Genomic DNA, 22235 nt, shown 5'->3' on the forward strand with positions numbered 1-22235 from the left:
AGCAGACACACAGGAGTTACTAGAACATCATGGGCATCAGATTTTATGGTTACCGCCTTATAGCCCTGATTTGAATTCTATTGAAAAGACTTGGGCATGGATTAAGAAAAAGAGAAAAGAATGGCAAGAGGATTGTATTGATCGACTCTTTCAGATGTTTTTTCATTTTTGTATGAGTAATTAGATTGTTTGACTATATAGGCTGTATGGGATTTAGAAACCCTGAAACTGGACAACATCAATGGACTTTAAATGAAGAGAAAACAAGGTCGGTCATTAAATATGGGTTAGAACAGGGTATTAATTTTTTCGATTTCGATACAGCTATTGCATATCAAAACGGTTCTAGTGAGCGTTATCTTGGTAAAGCTACACGAGATATGGCAAAGCGTGAAGATATTATTATAGCTACAAAATTTTTACCACGTACGCCACAGCAAATTGAATCTGGGATTTCAGGTAAAGAGGCTATTACACAATCTTTAAATCAAAGCCTGAAAAATCTCGGTACAGATTATATTGATCTCTTTATCTATCATATTTGGGACTATAACACCCCGATTATTGATGTCTTAACAGCACTGCATGAAGCCGTATGTTCTGGAAAAGTAAGATCAATTGGTATTTCAAACTGCTATGCTTGGCAACTGGCGCAAGCAAATACTTTGGCAAAAATGGAGCGCTTAACACCTTTTGTGTCTGCCCAAAGCCACTATAATTTAATTATGCGTGAAGATGAACGTGAACTTTTTCAACTTTGCCATGAAGAACAAATAGCACTCACACCATGTAGTCCTCTTGCAAGTGGTCGTCTATGTCGTAATAGAACGATACAAACACATCGATTAGAACATGATGATTATGCAAGAATGAAGTATGATCATACACACTTACAAGATCAGATCATTATTGACCGTGTTGAAGAGCTTGCACATAAGTATCACGTTTCTATGACCGAAATTTCGCTTGCTTGGTTATTAACTAAGGTAACTGCACCTGTCATGAGTATTACTCAGATACACCAAATAGATGCTGCTATTCATGCAACTGAATTAAAACTCAAACCAGAAGATCTATCTTACTTAGAAGAAAAATACCAACCAAATGCACTATCTGGGATAATGGCTCAAAATACACAATATACAAAGGATCAAAAATAAGTTTGGACAAAATAAGGTAAGGTGAAAAGTAATAATTTATAAACTAAACTAACTTTAAAAGTATTCACTTAAAAAATTATTTACAGCTAAATATAACTTACCAAATTTAAATATAAAAAAGCCTATCAATTAATTTGATAGGCTTAGCATTCGACAGTTTAGCATATTTTATAACGGTCTAATATTTTCTGCTTGTAGCCCTTTTTGACCTTGAGAAACAGTAAATTCAACCTGCTGTCCCTCAGTTAAACTTTTAAAGCCATCAGATTGAATATTTTTAAAATGAGCAAATACATCTTGTCCATTTGAAGTTTGAATAAACCCAAAGCCTTTAGTATCGTTAAACCATTTAACAATACCAACTTGTACATTTGACATATATATGTCCTCTTTCTAGTAAAAGAACTAGAAAATTGAAATTCAAATTAGAAACGTAGAACTGTAATATTAATATTAGATACTGCGTAATACTTATAATGAGAAACAAAATTCTAGTGAGTAGAAATACAATTTAAAAAACTGTATTTGTGAATTAGATTAATTTATACATTTGATTAAATGAGGTATAAAAACTTTTTCCATCTAAATTTAAGCTAATTTCCTGACCAGACTCTAGAAGAACTTTTTTTCCAACTTCTACATTCATAAATCCAGCAGTAGTATTTTGTCGCTTTTCATTAGGGATAATTTTTACATTAATTTCATCGCCATTTATGGCAATAGCTATACGATTTACAATTTTTTCCAAGATATACCAATTCATGCACATTTCAAAGCATGTGCTATTTTAGTAATAGTTAAATACTGTTTAAAAGTTGTCAATTTAAAAAACAAATACATCAGTCATTTGAAGAGCTTTAGCTCGTTCTGTAAGACCACTCTATAGAGTAAGTTCAACGAAAGCAATTAAATTTACACAAATAATGTAAGCAAGACTATAGTAGTGAGATAGCCTATTATTTAACTTAATAAGAAACAATAAGCTTTATCTCAAACGCTATTATTAACAAATATATTTTAAATAATGCTGCAATACTAAAACTGTATTTAACATCAATTCTTTAATTTTTTTATAGATAAGCGGATTGTTTTAAAGTTATAAAGGTACAATACCTTTATAACTTTAAAAATAAAATTACTTTCCTATACAGAATGATCCAAATATTTCACCCAACAAATCATCTGCACTAAAATCACCTGTAATTTCTCCCAAAGCATTTTGTGCCAACCTTAAAGATTCAGCGACCAATTCACCTGCATTAAATTCTGTCAGTTGCTCACGTGCTTCTTCTAAATAAGCTTGTGTCCGTCTCATCGCGTCTATATGGCGTGTTCTTGCAATAAAGGTATCTTCTTCTGGTTGAAAACCTGCATGCGCTGTAATCGCATCTATAAGCGTTTGAACACCTATTTGCTCTTTTGCAGAAATAGAAATATGCCTAAAACCATGATAGTCCACTAAGGTTGCTGTACTCTGTGTGAGGTCACATTTGTTGCCAATTAAAATAAGTCTTTTAGGGGTCTGATATTCAGCAAAATAATGTTCCGCCAATGCCAAGGGTTCATCATCTTCATTCAGATCATAAACAAGTAGCAATAAATCTGCTTGGCTAATTTCTTTAATTGCGCGTCGAATACCTTCTTGTTCTACAATGTCACCCGTCTCTCGCAAACCTGCCGTATCTGTAAGCGTAATTGGGAGCCCACCTAAAGTAATTTTTTCATGTAGAACATCACGTGTTGTGCCTGCAATATCTGTCACAATTGCACGATCATTTCCTGCCAGTGCATTTAATAAACTAGACTTTCCTGCATTCGGTTTACCTGCAATAACAACCTGTAAACCTTCTCTCAGCAATTGACCTTGACGTGCCGACTGTTGAACCTGCTTTACTGAATCTTGTACTTCATCAAGTAGGTTTAATATTTTACCATCTGCTAAAAAATCAATTTCCTCTTCTGGGAAATCAATTGCAGCCTCTACATGTAATCGTAAGTGTATTAATCTTTCAAGTACAGCGTTTACTTTATTAGAAAATGTACCTTGTAATGATCTTACAGCAGAACGTGCTGCTGCTTGCGAAGTCGCATCAATTAAATCAGCAATCGCTTCTGCCTGTACCAAATCGAGTTTACCATTTTCAAAAGCACGCATCGAAAACTCACCAGCTTTGGCAGCAATCGCGCCTAGCTCAAATAGCCTTTGTAACAATGCATTTTGTACTACAGGGCCTCCATGGCCTTGAATTTCCACAACATCCTCTCCTGTAAATGAATGAGGATTCGGAAAACAAATAAGTAGGCCTTCATCTAATACACTCTCATTTTTATCTAAGAATTGCCTAAAACCTGCCATGCGTGTTTTAGGTAATTTCTTATCTGACAATGCTTCTGCAATTGAGTAGGCCTGAGGACCAGATAAACGAATAACACCAACACCACCACGACCTGGAGGGGTTGCAATTGCCGCGATCGTTGTTTGGTTGTATATCATTATTCATCCTTTTTCAGTTCAACAGTACAATAAAAAAACCGCTTAAGTATTTTACCTTAAGCGGTTTAGTTTAGCGTAATTTATCTCGTAAATTAGCCTGTTGCTTTTTTCTCACGATCTTTTTTTACACTTTGAGCAATAAACCATTGCTGCAAGATAGTAATACTGTTGTTCACAATCCAGTAGAGTACAAGACCCGCAGGGAAGAACAACATAAATACAGTGAAAATAATAGGCATTAAGCGGAATACTTTCGCTTGCATTGGATCTGCAGGTTGTGGATTCAGCATTTGCTGACCAAACATTGTCGCCCCCATGATTAATGGTAAAATAAACCATGGATCCATTGCAGATAAATCTTGTATCCAAGCCAACCAAGGTGCATGACGAAGCTCAACACTTTCCATTAACACCCAGTAAAGCGCTAAGAAAATTGGCATTTGTAAAAACATAGGTAAACAACCAGACAATGGGTTTACACCTTCGCGTTTATACAGCGCCATCATCTCTTGAGAGAAGCGCATACGGTCTTCACCGAACTCTTCTTTCATGCGTTGCATTTCAGGTGCAATAACACGCATTTTTGCCATTGAGCGATAACTTTTAGCAGAAAGTGGCCATAAAATTAACTTAACAACAACTGTTAATAAGATAATCGACCAGCCCCAGTTACCTACAAGCTTATGGAATGTTTCTAGACCTAGGAACAATAATTTTGCAATTGGCCATAACCAACCATAATCTACAGTTTGGTTCAAACCTACAGCCAAATCTTTTAATTCAGACTGAATTTTAGGACCTGAGTAGAATGTCGCATCTACTTCCATTGCTGTACCTGCAGGCACAGTAATAGTAGGTGAGGTAAAACCAATGATATTCATATGGTCAGGTGATTTACGAGATTGTAAATCTGCTGTATACGGTTGACCATTTGCTTGGCTTAATTTTAGTGTTCCAGGAATCCAAGCACTTACAAAGTAGTGCTGAACAACAGCAACCCAACCACCTTTTGCCTGAACATTTAACTTTTCATCATTAAAGTCAGCAAATTTTAATTTATTGTAATGTTCATCTGGCGTACCCCATGCACCACCAAGATATGTTCCTAACTGGAAAATACCTTGACTTGATTTACCTGGGTCTACAGTATCATCACGTTTTATTTGTCCAAAGAATTGGCCCTGCCAATTTTGTTGGCTACGGTTAATTACTTTGTAATCAACACGAATCGGATATTGACCTTCAGTAAACGTAAATGTTTTTACAATCTCTACACCATTGGTTGTTTTATATACCATTGGGATAGAGATTGCTTTCTCTGCTTGGCCATTTTTACCATTTACTGCTTTAGCATCAGCTAAAGAATAGTTGGTTTTTTCAATTTCAAATGATGGACGACCTGATGCACTGCTATCTGGTCCATTTGCACCAATCAATCCAGACTGAGCAACATACGTGCGATCTTTATCGCTTTCAAGCATCACAAAAGGTTGATTGCTATTTTTGCTTGAGTCATGATTTAACAACTCAAGACGAACAATATCTCCACCCTTTGGATTAATCCATAAACGATATAAATCAGTTTGAACAGCTATCAGTTTTTGATCTGATGTAGTTGTTGCATTATTTGTTTGCGGTGCAGTGGCATTACTTGCCTGCGGTACATCTGTTGCCACAGTATTTTGACTATTTGGCAAATCAGCAGACACGTCATGAGCAGCAACAGCAGCAGTATTTTGTTGTACAGCTGTGTTTGTAGTATGACCATAGTCCTTTTGCCAAGCCAAAACAAGTAAATACGCGGTAACCAGCATGGCTCCGAGAATCGCAAACCTGGCCCATTTTTGCATAGCTATGACCCCAAGTGGTTAGAATGATGTTGATTCATAAAATGCTCACGAAAGGGTACAGCAACGTGATGCATTTGAGAACTGATTTGCCGAAATGAAATAAAACGAATTGCTTTTTTGGGTATTGGATCATAGCCTGAACCTCCCCAAGGATGACAACGACATATTCGCTTAAAAGCGAATACACTCCCTTTGAGAGCACCGTGATAATGAAGGGCTTCAATAGTGTATTGAGAGCAAGTAGGAATATAACGACAGCGAGGTCCAATGAGAGGACTAATAACAATCTGATAAAAGCGAACCAACCAATGTAATAGTTTAACCATTGGTCACCTCTACTTTGGTGGGATAGTAGTCGTATTATTATGTCGCTTTTTAGATAAGCGTTGTAATTTATGCCAAGCAGACGCTAATTGTTGATGTAAGTCTTCATTACTCACACTTTCAATTCCTTTTTTTGGCATGACTACAATATCGAGTAAATCAATATTATGATGATTTAAACGAAAACTCTCTCGAGCAATACGTTTTATTCGATTTCTTTCATGCGCTCGACGAACCTTTTTCTTTGCAACTATGATACCTAAGCGAGTTTGCTCTTGAGATCGAATTGCAAGAAAAAGAAAATGGGGTTGATGCACTTTAAGAAGCGCATCATCGAATACACTCTTGTAATCGGCGGCACAGCGTATTCGCTTTTCTGTGCCGAAACTATAAAGTGTCATACACCCAAAGTCGATGAAGCGTTAACAATTATACTGTTAAGCTATGACGGCCTTTTGCACGGCGACGAGCTAATACTTGACGACCAGCTTTAGTAGCCATACGAGCACGGAAACCATGAACGCGTTTACGCTTTAATTCAGATGGTTGAAATGTACGTTTCATATCGAAACTCCAAAATTGATCTATCTTAAAGGTTCGCGATTTTATTGTGCATTGAACATTATGTCAACGATTTTAAGTGAAAAACAGAAATTAATCTTGTATATAAAGATTAATTTTTAGATCTAAAACAATATAAAAAGTAAGTAACCACAAAGATTCTTATTTATAAACAGTTTTATCATCAAACTTATCCACAGTTTTATAACTTTTCAAATTTATTAAATTTAAATTTAAATTCATTCATTTATCCACAGCTCATTGCTCGCTTATATATAAATTCAAATTTATAAATTTAAATTTATTATTATTAGGAAGCAATTTTTCTGTATATAAGTCATATTTAATATTTAAAAACAATGTTTTATATTGTGGATAAGATTGTTATTAAGAGTTTATAGAATTGTGGATAAATTTACTATATATTTTATCCACAGCTTGTGGTTAACTTTATCCACAACGTCATTTTGTGAATTAAAAGTAATTTTTTAAGGATAAAATATGAAAATTTTTATGACATATGTGGATAACTTGGCTAAAATAGCGATCCCTCAATAAAGGGGGTATGTATTTAAATTTAAAAATTAGGGGTCTCACATGCTTTGGACACAATGTCTAGCTCGTTTACGCGAGGAGTTATCTGATAATGTCTTTGCAATGTGGATTCGACCACTGGTGGCAGAAGAGCGCGAGAACACATTATTTTTATATGCGCCTAATCCCTATTGGACACGGTATATTAAAGAACATCATTTTGAGTTAATTTCAATTTTAGCTGAACAACTTTCAGAAGGTAGAGTTCAAAAGGTTGAAATTATAGTTGATTCAAGACCTGGCGCAATATTAAAAGCGAGTGAACAACCCGCAACAACAACTTCTGCGTTAGAAAAACCGAGTCAGCCTAAGGTGAGTTCTCAGCCTAAAGAAAAAAAAGAATCACCTCCAATAAATAAATCAACCTCCGCTAAGAAAAGACAACTTAATCCCTTATTTACTTTTTCGTCCTTCGTTGAAGGCCGTTCAAATCAAATGGCTGCAGAAACTTGTCGTAAAGCACTTACACATCTTGGAGAATCTCAGCATAATCCGCTATTTTTGTATGGTCCTACTGGATTAGGAAAAACGCATTTGATGCAAGCTGTTGGAAATGCATTATTGCATGTGAAACCCAATGCGAGAGTCATGTATATGACTGCTGAAAGTTTCGTACAAGACTTTGTAAGTTCTTTGCAAAAAGGGAAAGTTGAAGAGTTTAAGAAAAATTGTCGCTCTTTAGATTTGTTACTGGTCGACGATATTCATTTACTCGCTGGTAAAGAGGCGAGCTTGGTTGAGTTTTTTTACACATTTAATGCTTTACTGGATGAGTCCAAACAAATTATTTTAACGTCAGACCGTTATCCTAAAGAATTAACAGAATTGGATCCTCGATTAGTTTCTAGATTTTCATGGGGACTTTCGGTAGGAGTTGAGCCACCTGATATTGAAACTCGTATCGAAATTCTATTGAAAAAAGCAGAAAGTACAGGTGTGGACTTACCGCGCAACTGTGCATTATTTATTGCCCAACAGGTTGTGGCAAATGTACGAGAGCTCGAAGGTGCACTTAACAAAGTTGTCGCTATTGCACGCTTTAAAGGGTCATTGATTGATTTAGATGTTGTAAGAGAATCATTAAAGGACGTATTGGCTATTCGAGCACGTACAATTAGTACAGAAAATATACAACGAGTTGTAAGTGAGTACTTTAGAGTACCGTTAAAAGAGTTGATTGGTCCTAAACGTACACGTATTTATGCAAGGCCTCGTCAATTGGCTATGGGCCTATCTAGAGAGCTCACAGGTGATAGTTTCCCTGAAATTGGTATGGCATTTGGTGGGCGAGATCATAGTACTGTCATGCATGCATGTGAAAAAGTGTTAAGCTTAAGGGAAGCAGATCCAATTTTTGATGAAGACTACAAAAATTTGCTTAGACTACTACAAAGTTAAAACTTCATTATTCAACTTGAAAACGCTATATTTGCATCTCATTATTTAAGATTGCATTGTGTTTAGCAATTCACCCTATTTTTTAAAATACCTGTTTAGAGGAATGCGCTGTGCGTTTAAAAATTGCGAAAGAGAGTTTACTTAATATCTTATCTCATGTTGTTGGTGTAGTAGAACGCCGCCATACTTTAAATATTTTATCCAATGTCAAAATTCAAGCATCGCAAGAAGCATTAACAATTACTGGTTCAGATTTAGAGGTTGAATTGGTAGCAAGTATGCCGTTTGTAAATGGTGCATGTATCCAAGCTGGTGAAACTACTGTGCCAGCAAGAAAGTTAATGGATATTTGTAAGTCTTTACCTACTGCAGCCTTGGTAGATTTGCAGATTACCGAAGATCAACGTTGTATTTTAAAATCTGGAAATAGTAGATTTGTTCTTGGTACTTTGCCAGCAGAAGACTATCCGTTACTTACTACTGAAACTACGCAAGGTACTCAAGTTCAAGTTACGCAAAGAGAGCTAAAACGCTTATTTGAGAAAACCGCTTTTGCTATGGCTGTTCAAGACGTAAGATTCTATTTAACAGGTACCTTACTTGAAATAGATACACAACAATTGCGTGCTGTGACAACGGATGGGCATCGTCTTGCGATGTGTGAAACGAATGCGCAGTCAACAGCGACACAAGCATTACAAGCTATTGTTCCAAGAAAGGCTGTAGCGGAATTACAGCGTTTGTTGAGTGTAGAAGATGAAGCATTAACTGTTCTCATTGGTCGTGAGTTGTTAAATGTGACTATTGGTATGCCAAGTCGAGATAAAGAGCAAGGTGAGGTTACCGTTCGATTTACTACAAAATTAATTGACGGCAAATTCCCTGATTATCGTCGTGTTATTCCACGTGGTGGGGATAAAACAGTGACAATAGGCCATGATGTTTTCAAACAATCTTTGCAACGTGTTGCAATTTTAAGTAATGAAAAATTACGCGGCGTGTTTCTAAATTTTTATACAGACACTTTGCAACTTCGTGCAAATAACCCTGAACAAGATGAAGCAATTGAAGATCTTGCTATTGAATATCAACATAATAGTTTAGAGATGTCTTTCAATGCACAATATCTGTTAGATGTATTGGGTGCTTTAGATGGTGATGATGTCTCTATGACAATGACCGAAGCAAATCAATCTGTACTCGTGCAAGACTTACAACATCAAGATCAGGTTTATGTTGTGATGCCGATGCGCGTTTAGATATTTATAGAGTAAATTATGTATTTAACACGTCTACATATCGAACGTGTGAGAAATTTAGAAACGGTTGCAATGCAAAAATTGCAGCCGTTTACTGTTTTATATGGTGAAAATGGTTCAGGTAAAACTTCTGTTCTAGAAGCAATTCATATTCTTGCAACGGGTAGATCTTTTAGAACACATATTCCAAAGAACTATATCCAATATGAAGTAAATGATGCACTTATATTTGCCCAAACTGAAGAGGACAAGTTGGGCGTACAAAAGTTTATTTCTGGTGAACAAACAATAAAGATAAATGGTGACCATATTGCTACACAAGGGCAATTAGCACAAAAGCTTCCTTTACAACATATTGACCCTCTAAGTACGGACATCATTGATCATGGTGCAAAACCAAGACGACAGCTCTTAGATTGGTTAATGTTCCACGTGGAACCTGAGTTTTATAAAATATGGCAATTATATTCACGCGCATTAAAACAACGAAATACCTTATTAAAAAGTCAAAAAAATATTTCACTGGCTTTAATTGAACCTTGGAATAATCTCCTTTCAGAATATGGAGAGGTTTTACATGCTCAGCGTGAAAGTGTGGTAGAAAAGTGGCAAGTTTTTTTTCAAGATATTGTGAAACAATTACTGCCAGATTTAGAGTTGAAATTAGAATATCAAGCAGGGTTTTCGCTACAAAATACACTACTACAAAGTCTTATAAATCATCATACTAGAGACTGCGAAAGACGTTATACAGAATACGGACCGCATCGAGCTGATTTAAGATTAAAAACAGCAAGAGGAGATGCAGACGTCATACTTTCTCGAGGGCAAAAGAAGTTATTAATTATTGCTTTAAAGTTATCTCAGATAGCGATGCTACATGCGTGTAACAAGGAAACTGTGGTATTATTAGATGATTTGACGGCAGAATTAGATCAATCGGCGCAAAGGCGTCTATTATCGCATTTAAGCGAACTTGGCAGTCAGGTGTTTTTAACAACTTTAGATCATAAAAGCGTAGAAAGACACTTGGATGAATTATCTATTTCGTATCAATTATTTAATGTAGCCAACGGCGTTGTTCAATTAATGAATAATGCGAATGTTGAATAATCATTATTGTATTATGACTAGGGAGAAACCATGGATTCAGAGTCTCAATCTGCTTCTCAAACAGAACTAAACAATGAAAAGGCTTATGATTCCTCTAGCATTAAGGTATTACGTGGCCTAGATGCAGTTCGTAAACGTCCTGGAATGTATATCGGTGATACCGATGATGGGACTGGTTTACATCACATGGTTTTTGAAGTTGTAGATAATGCAATTGATGAAGCATTGGCTGGTCATTGTGATGAAATTATTGTTAAAATTCATGAAGATGAATCGTTAAGTGTTTCTGATAACGGTCGTGGTATTCCTACAGATATTCATCCTGAAGAGGGTGTATCAGCAGCAGAAGTAATTTTAACGATTTTGCATGCTGGTGGTAAATTTGACGACAACAGCTATAAAGTCTCTGGTGGTCTACACGGTGTAGGCGTATCTGTGGTTAATGCTTTATCGAGTAAACTACAGTTGACCATTCATAGAGCTGGCCAAATCCATGAGCAAGAATATCATCATGGTGTGCCACAACAACCACTTGAAGTGATTGGAACAACAGAAAAAACAGGAACAACAGTTCGTTTTTGGCCAAGTGCAGATACCTTTAGCCAAACAATTTTTAATGTAGACATTCTCGCACGTCGTTTGCGTGAACTTTCATTTTTAAACTCTGGCGTACGTATTATTTTAATTGATCAGCGTGTCAATTTAGAATACGCATATGATTATGAGGGTGGTCTTGCTGAATTTGTAAAATACATTAATCAAGGTAAAACGCACCTGAATGATATTTTCCATTTTAATACAGAATCAGACCAAGGTATTTCGGTTGAAGTTGCTTTGCAATGGAATGACTCTTACCAAGAAAATGTAAAATGTTTTACAAATAATATTCCACAAAAAGATGGTGGTACGCATTTAGCAGGCTTTCGTGCAGCACTAACTCGTGGCTTAAATAGTTATTTAGATAAAGAAAATATTCTTAAAAAAGAAAAAGTGAATGTATCGGGAGATGATGCGCGTGAAGGTTTAACCGCCATTGTTTCTGTAAAAGTTCCTGATCCAAAATTTTCATCGCAAACCAAAGAAAAGTTGGTTTCTAGCGAAGTTAAACCTGCTGTAGAGCAGGCAATGAACAAATCTTTTTCTGAATATTTATTGGAAAATCCTGCAGCCGCAAAATCGATTGCAGGAAAAATTATTGATGCAGCCCGTGCACGAGACGCAGCTCGAAAAGCACGTGAAATGACACGTCGTAAAAGTGCACTGGATATTGCAGGTCTTCCTGGTAAGTTGGCAGATTGCCAAGAGAAAGATCCAGCATTATCTGAAATCTACTTGGTGGAAGGTGACTCTGCTGGTGGTAGTGCAAAACAAGGTCGTAACCGTAAGATGCAGGCGATTTTACCGTTAAAGGGTAAAATTCTAAATGTTGAGCGTGCTCGATTTGACAAAATGATTTCTAGTCAAGAAGTAGGGACACTTATTACAGCATTGGGCTGTGGTATTGGTCGCGAAGAATATAACCCAGATAAACTGCGTTATCATAAAATTATTATTATGACGGATGCCGATGTCGATGGTTCACACATTCGTACCTTACTTTTAACTTTCTTCTTCCGTCAAATGCCTGAGTTGGTTGAACGTGGAAATATTTATATTGCACAGCCACCTTTATTTAAGTTAAAGAAAGGTAAGAATGAGCAGTATATGAAAGACCAAGATGAATTGGATACTTTCCTTATTTCAAATGCGATTGACGACCTATCATTACATATTCATTTAGATTCTCCTGCAATTACAGGTGAAGCATTAGCAAAAGTTATTAGTGATTATCAGATTTCTCAAAAAAGTTTGGCTCGTTTAACTCAGCGCTATCCTGCAAGTGTATTAGATGCACTTTTAGGATTAGAAGCTTTTAAAGTAGATCAGAACCATAATATTGATTATGTAAATGATTGGGCAGAGCAACTTAAGAAAGCTGTAGAGAAAAATCAAGAAAGTTTAAGACCTGAAATTTCTTTAGAAGCGTTTGAAAGAGAAGATGCGAATGGTACGAAGTCTGTACATTACTGGCCACGTATTACGGTATATGTGCATAACTTACCACAGCATTATTTATTAGATGCAGGTTTACTCAATTCTAGTGAATATGCTCGATTACTTAAAAACTCAGCCAGTTGGTTCAATCTTTTAGAAAGCGGCGCTTATCTTCAAAAAGGTGAGAAACAGATTCAGGTTTCGGATTTTCATCAAGTTTGGCAAAATATCTTACAAGACTCTCGTCGCGGTATGATGATTCAGCGTTATAAAGGGTTAGGTGAAATGAATGCCGACCAGCTATGGGAAACAACTATGGATCCTGAAAATCGTCATATGCTTCAAGTAACGATTGATGATGCAATAGAAGCTGATCGTATGTTTAGTTGTTTAATGGGCGATGATGTGGAACCACGTCGTGCGTTTATTGAAGAAAATGCACTAAATGCAGATATTGATGCATAATATGATGGCATAAAAAAAGCACTCTAATTAGAGTGCTTTTTTTATATATGACTTATTGGACAGCAGTTAAGATACTTGATGCAAATACATAGCCAATGCCAACCAATAGGGCAATCCAAATAAACGCACCTACAATATTGTACATAAGGAACATGAAATAATTCATGCCTGTCGACCCTGCAGCGAATGGTGCAAATGAGCGAGCAAATGGAATAAATCGAGCCAAAAGAATCGTTTTACCACCATGTTTTGCAAAATATGCTTCAGTTTTATGTAAATATTCTTTTTTAACGAAACGAGAATTTGAATGAATAATTCGGTTACCAGAGACTTTACCAATATGATAATTAACAATATAACCGAGTGCAGCAGCAACGAATAAAAGAAGAATCATATAGTTTAAATTAAGGACGGGTGTGGTCGCACATAAGGCGCCAATGGTCAGTAATAAACTATCCCCTGGAAGGAAAAACATGAAAATAAATGCAGTTTCTGCAAAAATAATTAAAAATAAAATAGCATAAATCCACACACCATATTCTTGAACCAAGACAGGTAAGTAGTTTTCAAAACTAAGAATAAAATCAAAAAAACTCATCGGGGGTACGTTCCCACTTTTATTTACATAATATTCCACTGAAAAAGCAACATAGGATTGATGTTGCACGCAACTTGCTCAAAATAATTCTAGCATAGATTATTTGAAACTGAGTCAAACTTAGTAGATATATCTAGATAAGCCTAATAAATCAAACAAAATGATAAAAATTAATATAAAAATAAAGAGAGTGAGTTAATTTCACAAAATCTTTATGGGTCTATATTGTATTTTAAAATCGAGAAAGGATAAATGATGCAGTTTTTAATAAAAATAGCTGTGATAACTAGCTTATTTACAAGTGGAGTTCTCTTTGCAGCTGACTTATCCACAGATATGGAGGGGTTATCAACAAGTTATACGCAATTTCAAAAAACGGAAAATAACCAAGATGCAATTGCTGCTTTAGAACAGATGGAAGCGTATGCAACAGATGCAAAGAATAGCATTCCTATGAAACTCATGAATGAGCCTGAAAATAGCCCTGAGGTGAAATCTTACTTTAAAACTTTAAATGCCTTAATTACAGAAATTCAAAGAGCTGAAGATTTCGTAAAGAATCATCAGTTAACACAAGCTAAAGAATGCTCAAAAGAAATAGATCGAATTATGAAATTTGGACATTATTCATTTAGATAATAAAAAAGAGATGCTCTGTATTGAGCATCTCTTTAGATCTGTCTACTCAGATATCTCTTCTTCTAACTCTTCAAGCTCCATCATTTGTTCTAGAAGAGTTTCCTCATTTTTTCCTAATTCACTTTTTAAAATAGATTGCTCATCCATTATTTTAAGCAATTCTTCTTTACGCTCTGCATCGTAAAGAGTAGTGTCTGTAAGTTGTACTTCAATCGCTTGTAGTTGCTCTTGCAATTTGGTGATCTTTTTTTCAACTTTCTCAATGTTCTTTCGAAGTGGTCGTGTTTGCTCGCGCTTTTTTGCAGCAGCTTTTCTTTGTGCCTCTTTATCGACTTTGCTTGGTGTACTTTTCGCATCTACTGCATTTTGAGCATTCATTTGTTGCTGACGTGCTTCGCGTAACCATTTGGCATATTCAGTTAGATCACCATCAAAATTTTGACATTCTCCAGCATGTACCAAAATAAGGTCATCACAGACACTTGAGATAAGTTGGCGTTCATGTGAAACCAGTACGACAGCGCCATCAAAGTCTTGTAAGGCCATCGTAAGTGCATGGCGCATATCTAAGTCTAAATGGTTCGTTGGCTCATCGAGAATGAGTACATTTGGACGTTGCCAAACAATTAAAGCTAAAGCAAGTCTAGCGCGCTCTCCTCCTGAAAAGTTTTCGCATACGGTGTCCATTCGTTCACCACTAAATCCAAAACTGCCTAGAAAAGATCTTAAAGAGGCTTCGCTAATTTTAGGGTCTGCAATACGTGCAAGTTGCAACATTGGACTCGCTTGACCATCTAAAGCATCCATTTGATGCTGTGCAAAATAACCGATATTGAGTAACTCAGATACCTTTCTTTCACCATGTTGAATAGGTAAGTCACCGACTAAGGATTTAATGAGAGTAGATTTCCCAGCACCATTCATACCTAAAAGACCAATACGAGAACTTGGTGTAATTTGTAAATTAACCTGACTTGCAATTTCTTTATTAGGATAACCAATAGTTACATCATCTAAAGTAAGCAGTGGAGAGCTCATTTTTGTTGGCTCTCTAAAACTAAACGTAAATGCTGTATCTACATGTGCAGGCGCGAGATCTTGCATTCTCTCAAGCTGCTTAATACGACTTTGTGCTTGTTTTGCTTTGGTGGCTTTAGCTTTAAAGCGATCAATAAATTTTTGTAAATGTGCTCTAGTTTCTTGTTGTTTCTCAAAAGCTTGCTGCTGCTGAGCCAATCGTTCACTACGTATAGTTTCAAATGATGAATAGTTGCCCGTGTACAACGTAAGTTTTTGATTTTCGATATGTAAAATATGGTCTGTTACCGAATCTAAAAAGTCGCGGTCATGCGAAATTAGAATCAATGTTCCTTCATAGCTATTTAGCCAATCTTCTAACCATAAAATTGCATCTAAATCTAAGTGGTTAGTAGGCTCATCAAGAAGTAGAAGGTCTGAGCGACTCATTAATGTACGCGCCAAGTTCAAGCGCATTCGCCATCCACCTGAAAAACTAGCAACTGGATTACGAATTTGTTTTTCTGAAAAACCTAAACCAGCCATAAGCTGTGCAGCTTTTGCAAAAGCTGTATAGCCATTAATCTCGTCAAACCGTCCATGAAGTTGAGCGATATCATCATTACTTAAATTTTCACTATCATTTAATTGATTCTGAATCTGCCAATACTCTTCATCACCTGACAGTACAAAGTCGATGGCAGGTAAATCTAATGCTTCAATTTCTTGAGCCATATGCGCAACTGTCCAGCTTTGTGGCCTTGTCAGGCTTCCTTCATCAGCGGAAACCTTACCAAGTAATGCCGCAAACAATGATGATTTTCCTGCACCATTGACACCTGTTAAGCCAATTTTCCAACCTGGATGTAATTGCATCGTATCTGTTTTAAAGAGCACACGACCGCCGAGACGAATACTAAAATGTTCAAGTTGGATCATAAGGCTTTCAGTAGATAATAAGATGTTGCTATTCTAAAGCGAAAGGCTATGAAAACAAAACACTGCGATGCAGACATACTTCATGGGTTGAATTATGTTATATTATACGGATAATTTGTCCTGCCAGACCATCTGTGTTGATTTGAGGAATACCCAACATGACTGCTCAAGCTTTAGTATTAACTGATAATGCAGCAAAAAAAGTACGCCAGCTTCGCGACAGTGAAGGGAATCAGGCACTCATGCTACGTGTTTATGTCACTGGTGGTGGTTGTTCAGGCTTTTCTTACGGTTTCAATTTTGCTGAAAGCGCAAATGATGACGATGCTTCATTTGAAAATGGCGATGTTAAAATGCTTGTTGACTCTTTAAGCTACCAATACCTAATTGGTTCTGAAGTTGATTATATTGAAGGTCTTGAAGGTTCGCGTTTTATCGTGAAAAACCCAAATGCAACAACCACATGTGGTTGTGGGTCATCATTTTCGATTTAAAATTATAAATTTGATAAAAAGCGGCAGATTTTGCCGCTTTTTTATATGCTTAAACTTGTGTAATTGTACCTAATATTCTGTCGCCACTTGCACCTGTTACGGCAGAGAGATTTCCACTAAGTTTCTGATCGAAACGCATTGCAAGCCATGCAAAAGCTGTACTTTCTACCCATGTTGGTGCAAGTCCAATAACATCTGTAGTTTGTACAGACCAATGGTGCTTTCTTAAACGCCAACGTAGTTGTTCAAGAATATGTGAGTTATATGCACCACCGCCGCAAACATATACTTCACCATCTTTCATACCTGAACGGTAAATTGCTTTTTGAATGGCACGTACGGTAAGTTTGGCTAAGGTGGCTTGGATATTTTCAGGTGTATCATCAAACTCTTCATATTCCAATTCATCATTTCGCCAGTCAGCAAGCTGACCTTCTAACCAATCTAAGTTAAAGTCTTCACGACCTGTACTTTTGGGTGGTTTTCTAGAAAAGAACTCATGCGCATATAAGCGTTCAAGAAGACTACGAATAGGTGAACCGTTTGCAGCCCAGTCTCCATTTTCATCATAGGCTTGACCTGTGTGGAGACGGCACCACGCATCCATAAGTACATTCGCTGGGCCTGTATCGAAACCTGAAATATGATCTTTCTTACCCGCAGGCAAGAAACTGACATTTGCGATACCACCTAAATTTAAAATAACTCGATCAATCTGTTCATGTTGGAATAACGACTGATGAAACGCAGGTACAAGAGGAGCGCCTTGCCCACCTGCTGCCATATCTCTACGGCGAAAATCAGAAATAACCGGAATTTGAGTAATCTCTGTAATAATATTAGGATCGCCAATTTGTAAAGTGAATCCATCTTCTGGACGATGTCGAATCGTTTGACCATGAGAACCAATTGCTTTAATTTTTTTACGATCAAGTTTATTGTTTTGAATTAACTCATTAATGCCATGGCCAATCAGTTTTGCAAGTGCAACATCTGCTTTTCCCATACGATCAATTTCGTTATCGCTCGGTAACGTCAGTGCCATGAGCTCATCTTTTAAATCTTGCTCAAATGGAATCGTAAATGTTGCATGTAACTGTAAAGGCTCAAAAGACGCAGCGACAATATCGATGCCATCCATACTTGTTCCTGTCATCACTCCAATATAGATTGATGTCATGATTAACAAAACCTGCAATATGCTGAAAAAGTGTTAGTATATCGCATAAATTGAATAACTGATGTGTTTGGATTTTGTGATGTCAAATTTCTTACCTGCTGAAGAGCAGTTAGCCCTCATTCAAAGAGGCACACATGAAATTATTTCTGAAGAAGACTTACTGAAGAAATTAAAAGAAAACCGCCCATTACGTGTAAAAGCAGGATTTGATCCTACAGCACCGGACTTACACCTTGGTCATACAGTACTGATTAATAAGCTTAAAGTATTTCAAGACTTAGGCCATGAAGTGCTTTTTCTCATTGGTGACTACACTGCCATGATTGGCGATCCAACAGGAAAAAGTGCAACAAGACCGCCTTTGTCTCGTGAACAAGTGCTTGAAAATGCGAAAACGTATCAGGAACAAGTATTTAAAATTCTTGATCCGAAAAAAACAAAAGTTGTTTTTAACTCAGAGTGGTTCGGACAAAAAACAGCAGCAGATCTCATTCAGTTGGCAAGCCAGCAAACTGTTTCTCGTATGTTAGAGCGTGATGATTTTACAAAGCGTTATAATAACCAACAGCCGATAGCCATTCATGAGTTTCTATATCCATTGGTTCAGGGTTATGACTCTGTTGCATTAGAAGCAGATGTAGAACTTGGTGGAACAGACCAAACGTTTAATTTACTAATGGGGCGTACATTACAAAGCCGTTATGGGCAAGCGTCACAGGTATGTATCACGATCCCAATTCTTGAAGGTTTAGATGGCGTAAATAAAATGTCTAAATCTTTAGGTAATTATATCGGTGTTTTTGATACACCAGGATCTATTTATCAAAAAGTACTTTCAATGCCAGATACGCTCATTGAACGTTACTTTGACTTATTAAGCTTTAAAACTGTAGAAGAAATTGAAACGCTTTTAAATGAAATGAAAGAAGGACGTAATCCACAAGAGATTAAACGTATTCTTGCATTAGAGCTTGTTGAACGTTTCCATGATGCTGAAGCTGCACAAAATGCACATAAAGGCGCAGGTAACCGTTTAGTCGATGGCGAGATACCAGAAGATACTCCAGAAGTTGAAGTTTCTCGTGGTGAGTCTGGTGAAATATTTATTGTTTCTATTTTACGTATGTCTGGCTTAACTAAAAATGCTGCTCAAGCGAAAGATGCTGTTTCACGTGGAGCCGTTAAAGTTGATGGTGAAGTAATTGGTGCAGACTTCTCGGTCAATGAAAATAAGACTGTTGTAATTCAAGCAGGCAAGAAAGCGATAGCTCGTGTTACATTTGTAGACTAACTAAATCATGCTTAAAAGATGCTCCTTAGGGAGCATTTTTTTATCAAAAAAACTAATTACTTTCGATATTCATTTAAGTTAAACGCTAAAAAAATATTATAAAAATTTCTACTATTTGAAATATGTTATGTATTCTCTTTGTCAGTTTATTTCTACAGTACTTACTCTTGGCTGCTCGTTAGTGCAGTTGAGTCATGCTGAAAAAGTACAGCAAATCAGTGATCAACCATTTGAACTCACTATTCTGCACATCAATGATCATCACTCACATTTAGATGAAGAAAAAACAAAACTAAAATTTGATGTAGGTAAGGGTATAGAAGAGTTTGAGGTAACACGTGGAGGTATCGCACGCGTTGCAACAATGATCCATGAACTCAGTTTACCAAATAAAAATATTGTAAAAGTACATGCAGGTGATGCGATTACAGGTGATTTCTATTACAACCTGAATGCAGGTCAATCTGATGCTGCTGCCATGAATCAAATCTGCTTTGATACATTTACACTAGGTAATCATGAGTTTGATGCAAAAGATCAAGGGCTTAATCAATTCATTTATTTTTTGAAAAATGGTAATTGTCCTAATCCAATACAAATTCTTTCTGCCAACGTGAACTTTGGTAAATCTTCGCCTTTGTATAAAACGAACTTAGTGCAGAAAACAGCAATTATTGAAAAACAAGGTCAGAAAATTGCTTTTATTGGTTTAACAGTTGCAAATAAAACAAAAAATGCATCACAACCTAATTTTGATACGACTTTTTCAAATGAGTTGGAAACAGTGCAACAGGAAATTGACCGCCTAAAAGCAGATGGAATAAATAAAATTATCTTACAAACTCACTTGGGATATAAGTTTGATATTCAGTTGGCACAGCAACTTACAGGTATAAACGTTATTATTGGTGCAGACTCACATACATTACTTGGTCCAACTGCCCTGAATAGCATTGGTTTAAAGCCAGAGGGGGAGTATCCAACCCAAGTAAAAAATAAGGATAGAGAGCCTGTTTGTATTGCACAAGCATGGCAGTATAACTATGCATTAGGTGAACTTAATATTAAGTTTGACAAAGAAGGTAAGGTCTTGAGCTGTACAGGTACATCACATATTTTAATAGGTGATGATATGAAAAGAGCATCTGATCAAAGTGATTTATCAAAAACTGAAAAGCAAAAAATTGAAGATCAAATTAAAAAACAGCAGTTACCAATAAATATTATACAGCCAGATCATACAATATTGCAGGTATTACTTCCATATAGCCAAGATAAATAGCACTTTACAAATAAAATTGTTGGTTATGCTCAAGAAGACTTATGTATAAAGAGTATGCCTGTGCCAAATTTAAATAATCAATGTGGAAAACATGGTGGACAACTGCAACAGCTGGTTGCAAAGGCGTTATTAGAAGAAGGAAAACATCAGTTTAATGCAGACTTCTCTTTACAAAATGGTGGTGGCGTTCGTATTCCAATCGCAAAAGGGCCTGTAAGTATTGGAATGGTTTATCAGCTTTTACCATTTAAAAATACATTAGTGCAGTTAAATATGACTGGTTATGAAATAAAAAACACTTTAGAAGAAGTAATGGATAAAAATAACTTATATAAGGATGCAGGTAGCTATCCATATATGGCAGGATTGCGTTGGACGGTAGATTTGAATCAGCCTCAAGGACATCGAATCCAAAACTTAGAACAAGTTTTACCTTCTGGGAAAGTACAACCTTTAGATTTAAATAAAATGTATAAACTTGCAACCATTGATTTTCTAGCAAGAGGATCAGGTCATTACGATATTTTAAGTACTATAAAAGGAGAACGTCGTAAAAATTTTGGTTTGGATTATGCTGAAGTATTTTTGAAATATTTACAGAATCAACCAAGCCTTGATGGTAAACGTCAAATTTATAAACCAAATCTTTTAGATTACAGCACACAAGAAATAATAAGTGATTAAAAAAACAGTAATAGGTGGGGGAAATATCCCTTACCTATATTCAATGGTTCTTAGTAGGCTTTATATGCTTACGAAAAATGAAGAACGAGAGTCGTTTTAATAAATTTTGCTATCACGATTAATATTTAATCTTTACAGAGGAAATATTTAACTAAAAATGAATATAAATTACTAATATTTTTTGCTTAGATATTTGAGCATATAACTTACGTCAAAAGTGGCATTACTCTAGATGAATAAATAATTAGTCATTAGAATATATAAATAGGGAACTAAGTATAACTTCAATTTTGACCTGTTTGATAGTTCTACTCTTTCATAGATATCCTTATTTCTGCTTATGAAGTTAGGGTTGTACAGTACTTAGGGCAAAAGTTAGAAATTAACTCAGTGTAGTTGTATATAAAACTTACTAGGAAATGAGATCTAAATGATTCAGCAATCTTTTTAGCAGTTATCTTAATTAAACATCAACAGCTTCTTAGTACTTATAAAAAAATTCATCTATATTCATTAATAAATATGCATTCTAGGAATTTCGTAGAAATAAAAAATTATAATTACTCATTAAATTGATCTATTTTAAATCAAAATACTAAAAAACCGTCCAATTCCGTCTACAATTTGTTCTATTGACAAATAAAATAGAAATAAAATGGCTTAGGGGGTTGTGTTTAGAATTGATTGGTCTATAATGCGTATCCATCGGCGGTGATGTTGAAAGAAACTTCTTGATAAACAATAACTTAGTTGATTGGTTTAGGATTTAGTTCTTAGATTGATTGAGGTTGGGGTTTGATGAAGAAGATAAAAAACTTTCAGATTACAGTTGACTTTCTTTAAGAAGAGAGTAATATAG

21 protein-coding genes are annotated in these 22235 nt (G+C 35.9%); 11 read left to right on the top strand and 10 right to left on the bottom strand.

The features are described 5' to 3' along the window. The coding region (locus I2F23_RS11445; RefSeq protein WP_195772328.1) for a transposase at positions 1-184 on the top strand (184 nt) is incomplete at its 5' end. A gap of 1 nt (position 185) precedes the next feature. After that, the gene (locus tag I2F23_RS11450) at positions 186-1160 is read left to right on the top strand and encodes an aldo/keto reductase (RefSeq protein ID WP_228285402.1); all 975 of its coding nucleotides are present in this window, start codon (positions 186-188) and stop codon (positions 1158-1160) included. A gap of 168 nt (positions 1161-1328) precedes the next feature. Here I2F23_RS11450 and I2F23_RS11455 read toward each other — a convergent pair whose 3' ends face one another. From I2F23_RS11455 to rpmH, 7 genes are all read right to left on the bottom strand, one after another. Further along, positions 1329-1538: a cold-shock protein gene (locus I2F23_RS11455; protein WP_195772729.1), complete on the bottom strand. Its 210-nt coding sequence runs from the start codon at positions 1536-1538 to the stop codon at positions 1329-1331. A 154-nt stretch (positions 1539-1692) separates the two neighbouring features. Further along, the gene (locus tag I2F23_RS11460) at positions 1693-1923 is read right to left on the bottom strand and encodes a transposase (RefSeq protein ID WP_195772730.1); all 231 of its coding nucleotides are present in this window, start codon (positions 1921-1923) and stop codon (positions 1693-1695) included. Between the two features lie 372 nt (positions 1924-2295). Beyond that, complete coding sequence (mnmE, locus tag I2F23_RS11465) at positions 2296-3651, bottom strand: tRNA uridine-5-carboxymethylaminomethyl(34) synthesis GTPase MnmE (RefSeq protein ID WP_195772747.1); 1356 nt, start codon at positions 3649-3651, stop codon at positions 2296-2298. 95 nt (positions 3652-3746) lie between these two features. Beyond that, positions 3747-5504 (bottom strand): membrane protein insertase YidC, encoded by a 1758-nt coding sequence (gene yidC / locus I2F23_RS11470; RefSeq protein WP_195772731.1) that lies wholly within the window; start codon positions 5502-5504, stop codon positions 3747-3749. Positions 5505-5506: 2 nt separating this feature from the next. Further along, on the bottom strand, positions 5507-5830 hold the full coding sequence (gene yidD / locus I2F23_RS11475; protein ID WP_195772732.1) for a membrane protein insertion efficiency factor YidD: 324 nt from the start codon (positions 5828-5830) through the stop codon (positions 5507-5509). Positions 5831-5839: 9 nt separating this feature from the next. Continuing rightward, entirely contained in the window at positions 5840-6229 is a 390-nt protein-coding gene (gene rnpA, locus I2F23_RS11480) for a ribonuclease P protein component (protein ID WP_195772733.1), read from the bottom strand. 28 nt (positions 6230-6257) lie between these two features. Next, entirely contained in the window at positions 6258-6392 is a 135-nt protein-coding gene (gene rpmH, locus I2F23_RS11485) for a 50S ribosomal protein L34 (protein ID WP_000831329.1), read from the bottom strand. Positions 6393-6986: 594 nt separating this feature from the next. Here rpmH and dnaA point away from each other — a divergent pair. From dnaA to gyrB, 4 genes are all read left to right on the top strand, one after another. Then, positions 6987-8381 (top strand): chromosomal replication initiator protein DnaA, encoded by a 1395-nt coding sequence (dnaA, locus tag I2F23_RS11490; RefSeq protein ID WP_195772734.1) that lies wholly within the window; start codon positions 6987-6989, stop codon positions 8379-8381. A 110-nt stretch (positions 8382-8491) separates the two neighbouring features. Then, positions 8492-9640, top strand: coding sequence for a DNA polymerase III subunit beta (gene dnaN / locus I2F23_RS11495; RefSeq protein WP_195772735.1), 1149 nt, complete (start codon positions 8492-8494; stop codon positions 9638-9640). Positions 9641-9658: 18 nt separating this feature from the next. Further along, positions 9659-10753: a DNA replication/repair protein RecF gene (gene recF / locus I2F23_RS11500; protein ID WP_195772736.1), complete on the top strand. Its 1095-nt coding sequence runs from the start codon at positions 9659-9661 to the stop codon at positions 10751-10753. A gap of 30 nt (positions 10754-10783) precedes the next feature. Beyond that, positions 10784-13252, top strand: a complete 2469-nt coding sequence (gene gyrB / locus I2F23_RS11505; RefSeq protein ID WP_195772737.1) for a DNA topoisomerase (ATP-hydrolyzing) subunit B — start codon at positions 10784-10786, stop codon at positions 13250-13252. A gap of 52 nt (positions 13253-13304) precedes the next feature. On the opposite strand, the gene I2F23_RS11510 is transcribed toward gyrB, so the two are convergent. Next, positions 13305-13850, bottom strand: coding sequence for a VTT domain-containing protein (locus tag I2F23_RS11510; protein ID WP_195772738.1), 546 nt, complete (start codon positions 13848-13850; stop codon positions 13305-13307). 255 nt (positions 13851-14105) lie between these two features. On the opposite strand from I2F23_RS11510, the gene I2F23_RS11515 reads away from it, so the two are divergent. Next, on the top strand, positions 14106-14489 hold the full coding sequence (locus I2F23_RS11515; protein ID WP_195772739.1) for a cytochrome b562: 384 nt from the start codon (positions 14106-14108) through the stop codon (positions 14487-14489). A gap of 42 nt (positions 14490-14531) precedes the next feature. Here the strand turns inward: I2F23_RS11515 and I2F23_RS11520 are convergent, their stop codons facing one another. Beyond that, a complete protein-coding gene (locus I2F23_RS11520; RefSeq protein ID WP_195772740.1) occupies positions 14532-16445 on the bottom strand; it encodes an ATP-binding cassette domain-containing protein in 1914 nt (637 codons plus the stop codon). Between the two features lie 158 nt (positions 16446-16603). Between I2F23_RS11520 and erpA the strand changes: the two genes are divergently transcribed. Next, the gene (erpA, locus tag I2F23_RS11525; RefSeq protein WP_195772741.1) at positions 16604-16939 is read left to right on the top strand and encodes an iron-sulfur cluster insertion protein ErpA; all 336 of its coding nucleotides are present in this window, start codon (positions 16604-16606) and stop codon (positions 16937-16939) included. A 49-nt stretch (positions 16940-16988) separates the two neighbouring features. Here the strand turns inward: erpA and I2F23_RS11530 are convergent, their stop codons facing one another. After that, complete coding sequence (locus I2F23_RS11530; RefSeq protein WP_195772742.1) at positions 16989-18119, bottom strand: anhydro-N-acetylmuramic acid kinase; 1131 nt, start codon at positions 18117-18119, stop codon at positions 16989-16991. A gap of 61 nt (positions 18120-18180) precedes the next feature. Here I2F23_RS11530 and tyrS point away from each other — a divergent pair, with 61 nt between their 5' ends. The 3 genes from tyrS to I2F23_RS11545 all read left to right on the top strand — a co-directional run bounded on the left by tyrS (position 18181) and on the right by I2F23_RS11545 (position 21376). Then, a complete protein-coding gene (gene tyrS, locus I2F23_RS11535; protein ID WP_195772743.1) occupies positions 18181-19410 on the top strand; it encodes a tyrosine--tRNA ligase in 1230 nt (409 codons plus the stop codon). Between the two features lie 127 nt (positions 19411-19537). Then, positions 19538-20692: a metallophosphoesterase gene (locus tag I2F23_RS11540; RefSeq protein ID WP_195772744.1), complete on the top strand. Its 1155-nt coding sequence runs from the start codon at positions 19538-19540 to the stop codon at positions 20690-20692. 60 nt (positions 20693-20752) lie between these two features. Further along, on the top strand, positions 20753-21376 hold the full coding sequence (locus I2F23_RS11545) for a 5'-nucleotidase C-terminal domain-containing protein (RefSeq protein WP_195772745.1): 624 nt from the start codon (positions 20753-20755) through the stop codon (positions 21374-21376). The last annotated feature ends 859 nt before the right edge of the window (positions 21377-22235 follow it).

The organism is Acinetobacter pollinis, assembly GCF_015627175.1.
GTDB lineage: Bacteria > Pseudomonadota > Gammaproteobacteria > Pseudomonadales > Moraxellaceae > Acinetobacter > Acinetobacter pollinis.

What these genes read in the sequence shown, in the direction of transcription:
- I2F23_RS11455 (WP_195772729.1), bottom strand. Translation starts at nt 1,538, where the DNA reads ATGTCAAATGTACAAGTTGGTATTGTTAAATGGTTTAACGATACTAAA.
- I2F23_RS11460 (WP_195772730.1), bottom strand. Translation starts at nt 1,923, where the DNA reads ATGAATTGGTATATCTTGGAAAAAATTGTAAATCGTATAGCTATTGCC.
- yidC (WP_195772731.1), bottom strand. Translation starts at nt 5,504, where the DNA reads ATGCAAAAATGGGCCAGGTTTGCGATTCTCGGAGCCATGCTGGTTACC.
- yidD (WP_195772732.1), bottom strand. Translation starts at nt 5,830, where the DNA reads ATGGTTAAACTATTACATTGGTTGGTTCGCTTTTATCAGATTGTTATT.
- rnpA (WP_195772733.1), bottom strand. Translation starts at nt 6,229, where the DNA reads ATGACACTTTATAGTTTCGGCACAGAAAAGCGAATACGCTGTGCCGCC.
- rpmH (WP_000831329.1), bottom strand. Translation starts at nt 6,392, where the DNA reads ATGAAACGTACATTTCAACCATCTGAATTAAAGCGTAAACGCGTTCAT.
- dnaA (WP_195772734.1), top strand. Translation starts at nt 6,987, where the DNA reads ATGCTTTGGACACAATGTCTAGCTCGTTTACGCGAGGAGTTATCTGAT.
- recF (WP_195772736.1), top strand. Translation starts at nt 9,659, where the DNA reads ATGTATTTAACACGTCTACATATCGAACGTGTGAGAAATTTAGAAACG.
- gyrB (WP_195772737.1), top strand. Translation starts at nt 10,784, where the DNA reads ATGGATTCAGAGTCTCAATCTGCTTCTCAAACAGAACTAAACAATGAA.
- I2F23_RS11510 (WP_195772738.1), bottom strand. Translation starts at nt 13,850, where the DNA reads ATGAGTTTTTTTGATTTTATTCTTAGTTTTGAAAACTACTTACCTGTC.
- I2F23_RS11515 (WP_195772739.1), top strand. Translation starts at nt 14,106, where the DNA reads ATGCAGTTTTTAATAAAAATAGCTGTGATAACTAGCTTATTTACAAGT.
- I2F23_RS11520 (WP_195772740.1), bottom strand. Translation starts at nt 16,445, where the DNA reads ATGATCCAACTTGAACATTTTAGTATTCGTCTCGGCGGTCGTGTGCTC.
- erpA (WP_195772741.1), top strand. Translation starts at nt 16,604, where the DNA reads ATGACTGCTCAAGCTTTAGTATTAACTGATAATGCAGCAAAAAAAGTA.
- I2F23_RS11530 (WP_195772742.1), bottom strand. Translation starts at nt 18,119, where the DNA reads ATGACATCAATCTATATTGGAGTGATGACAGGAACAAGTATGGATGGC.
- tyrS (WP_195772743.1), top strand. Translation starts at nt 18,181, where the DNA reads ATGTGTTTGGATTTTGTGATGTCAAATTTCTTACCTGCTGAAGAGCAG.
- I2F23_RS11540 (WP_195772744.1), top strand. Translation starts at nt 19,538, where the DNA reads ATGTATTCTCTTTGTCAGTTTATTTCTACAGTACTTACTCTTGGCTGC.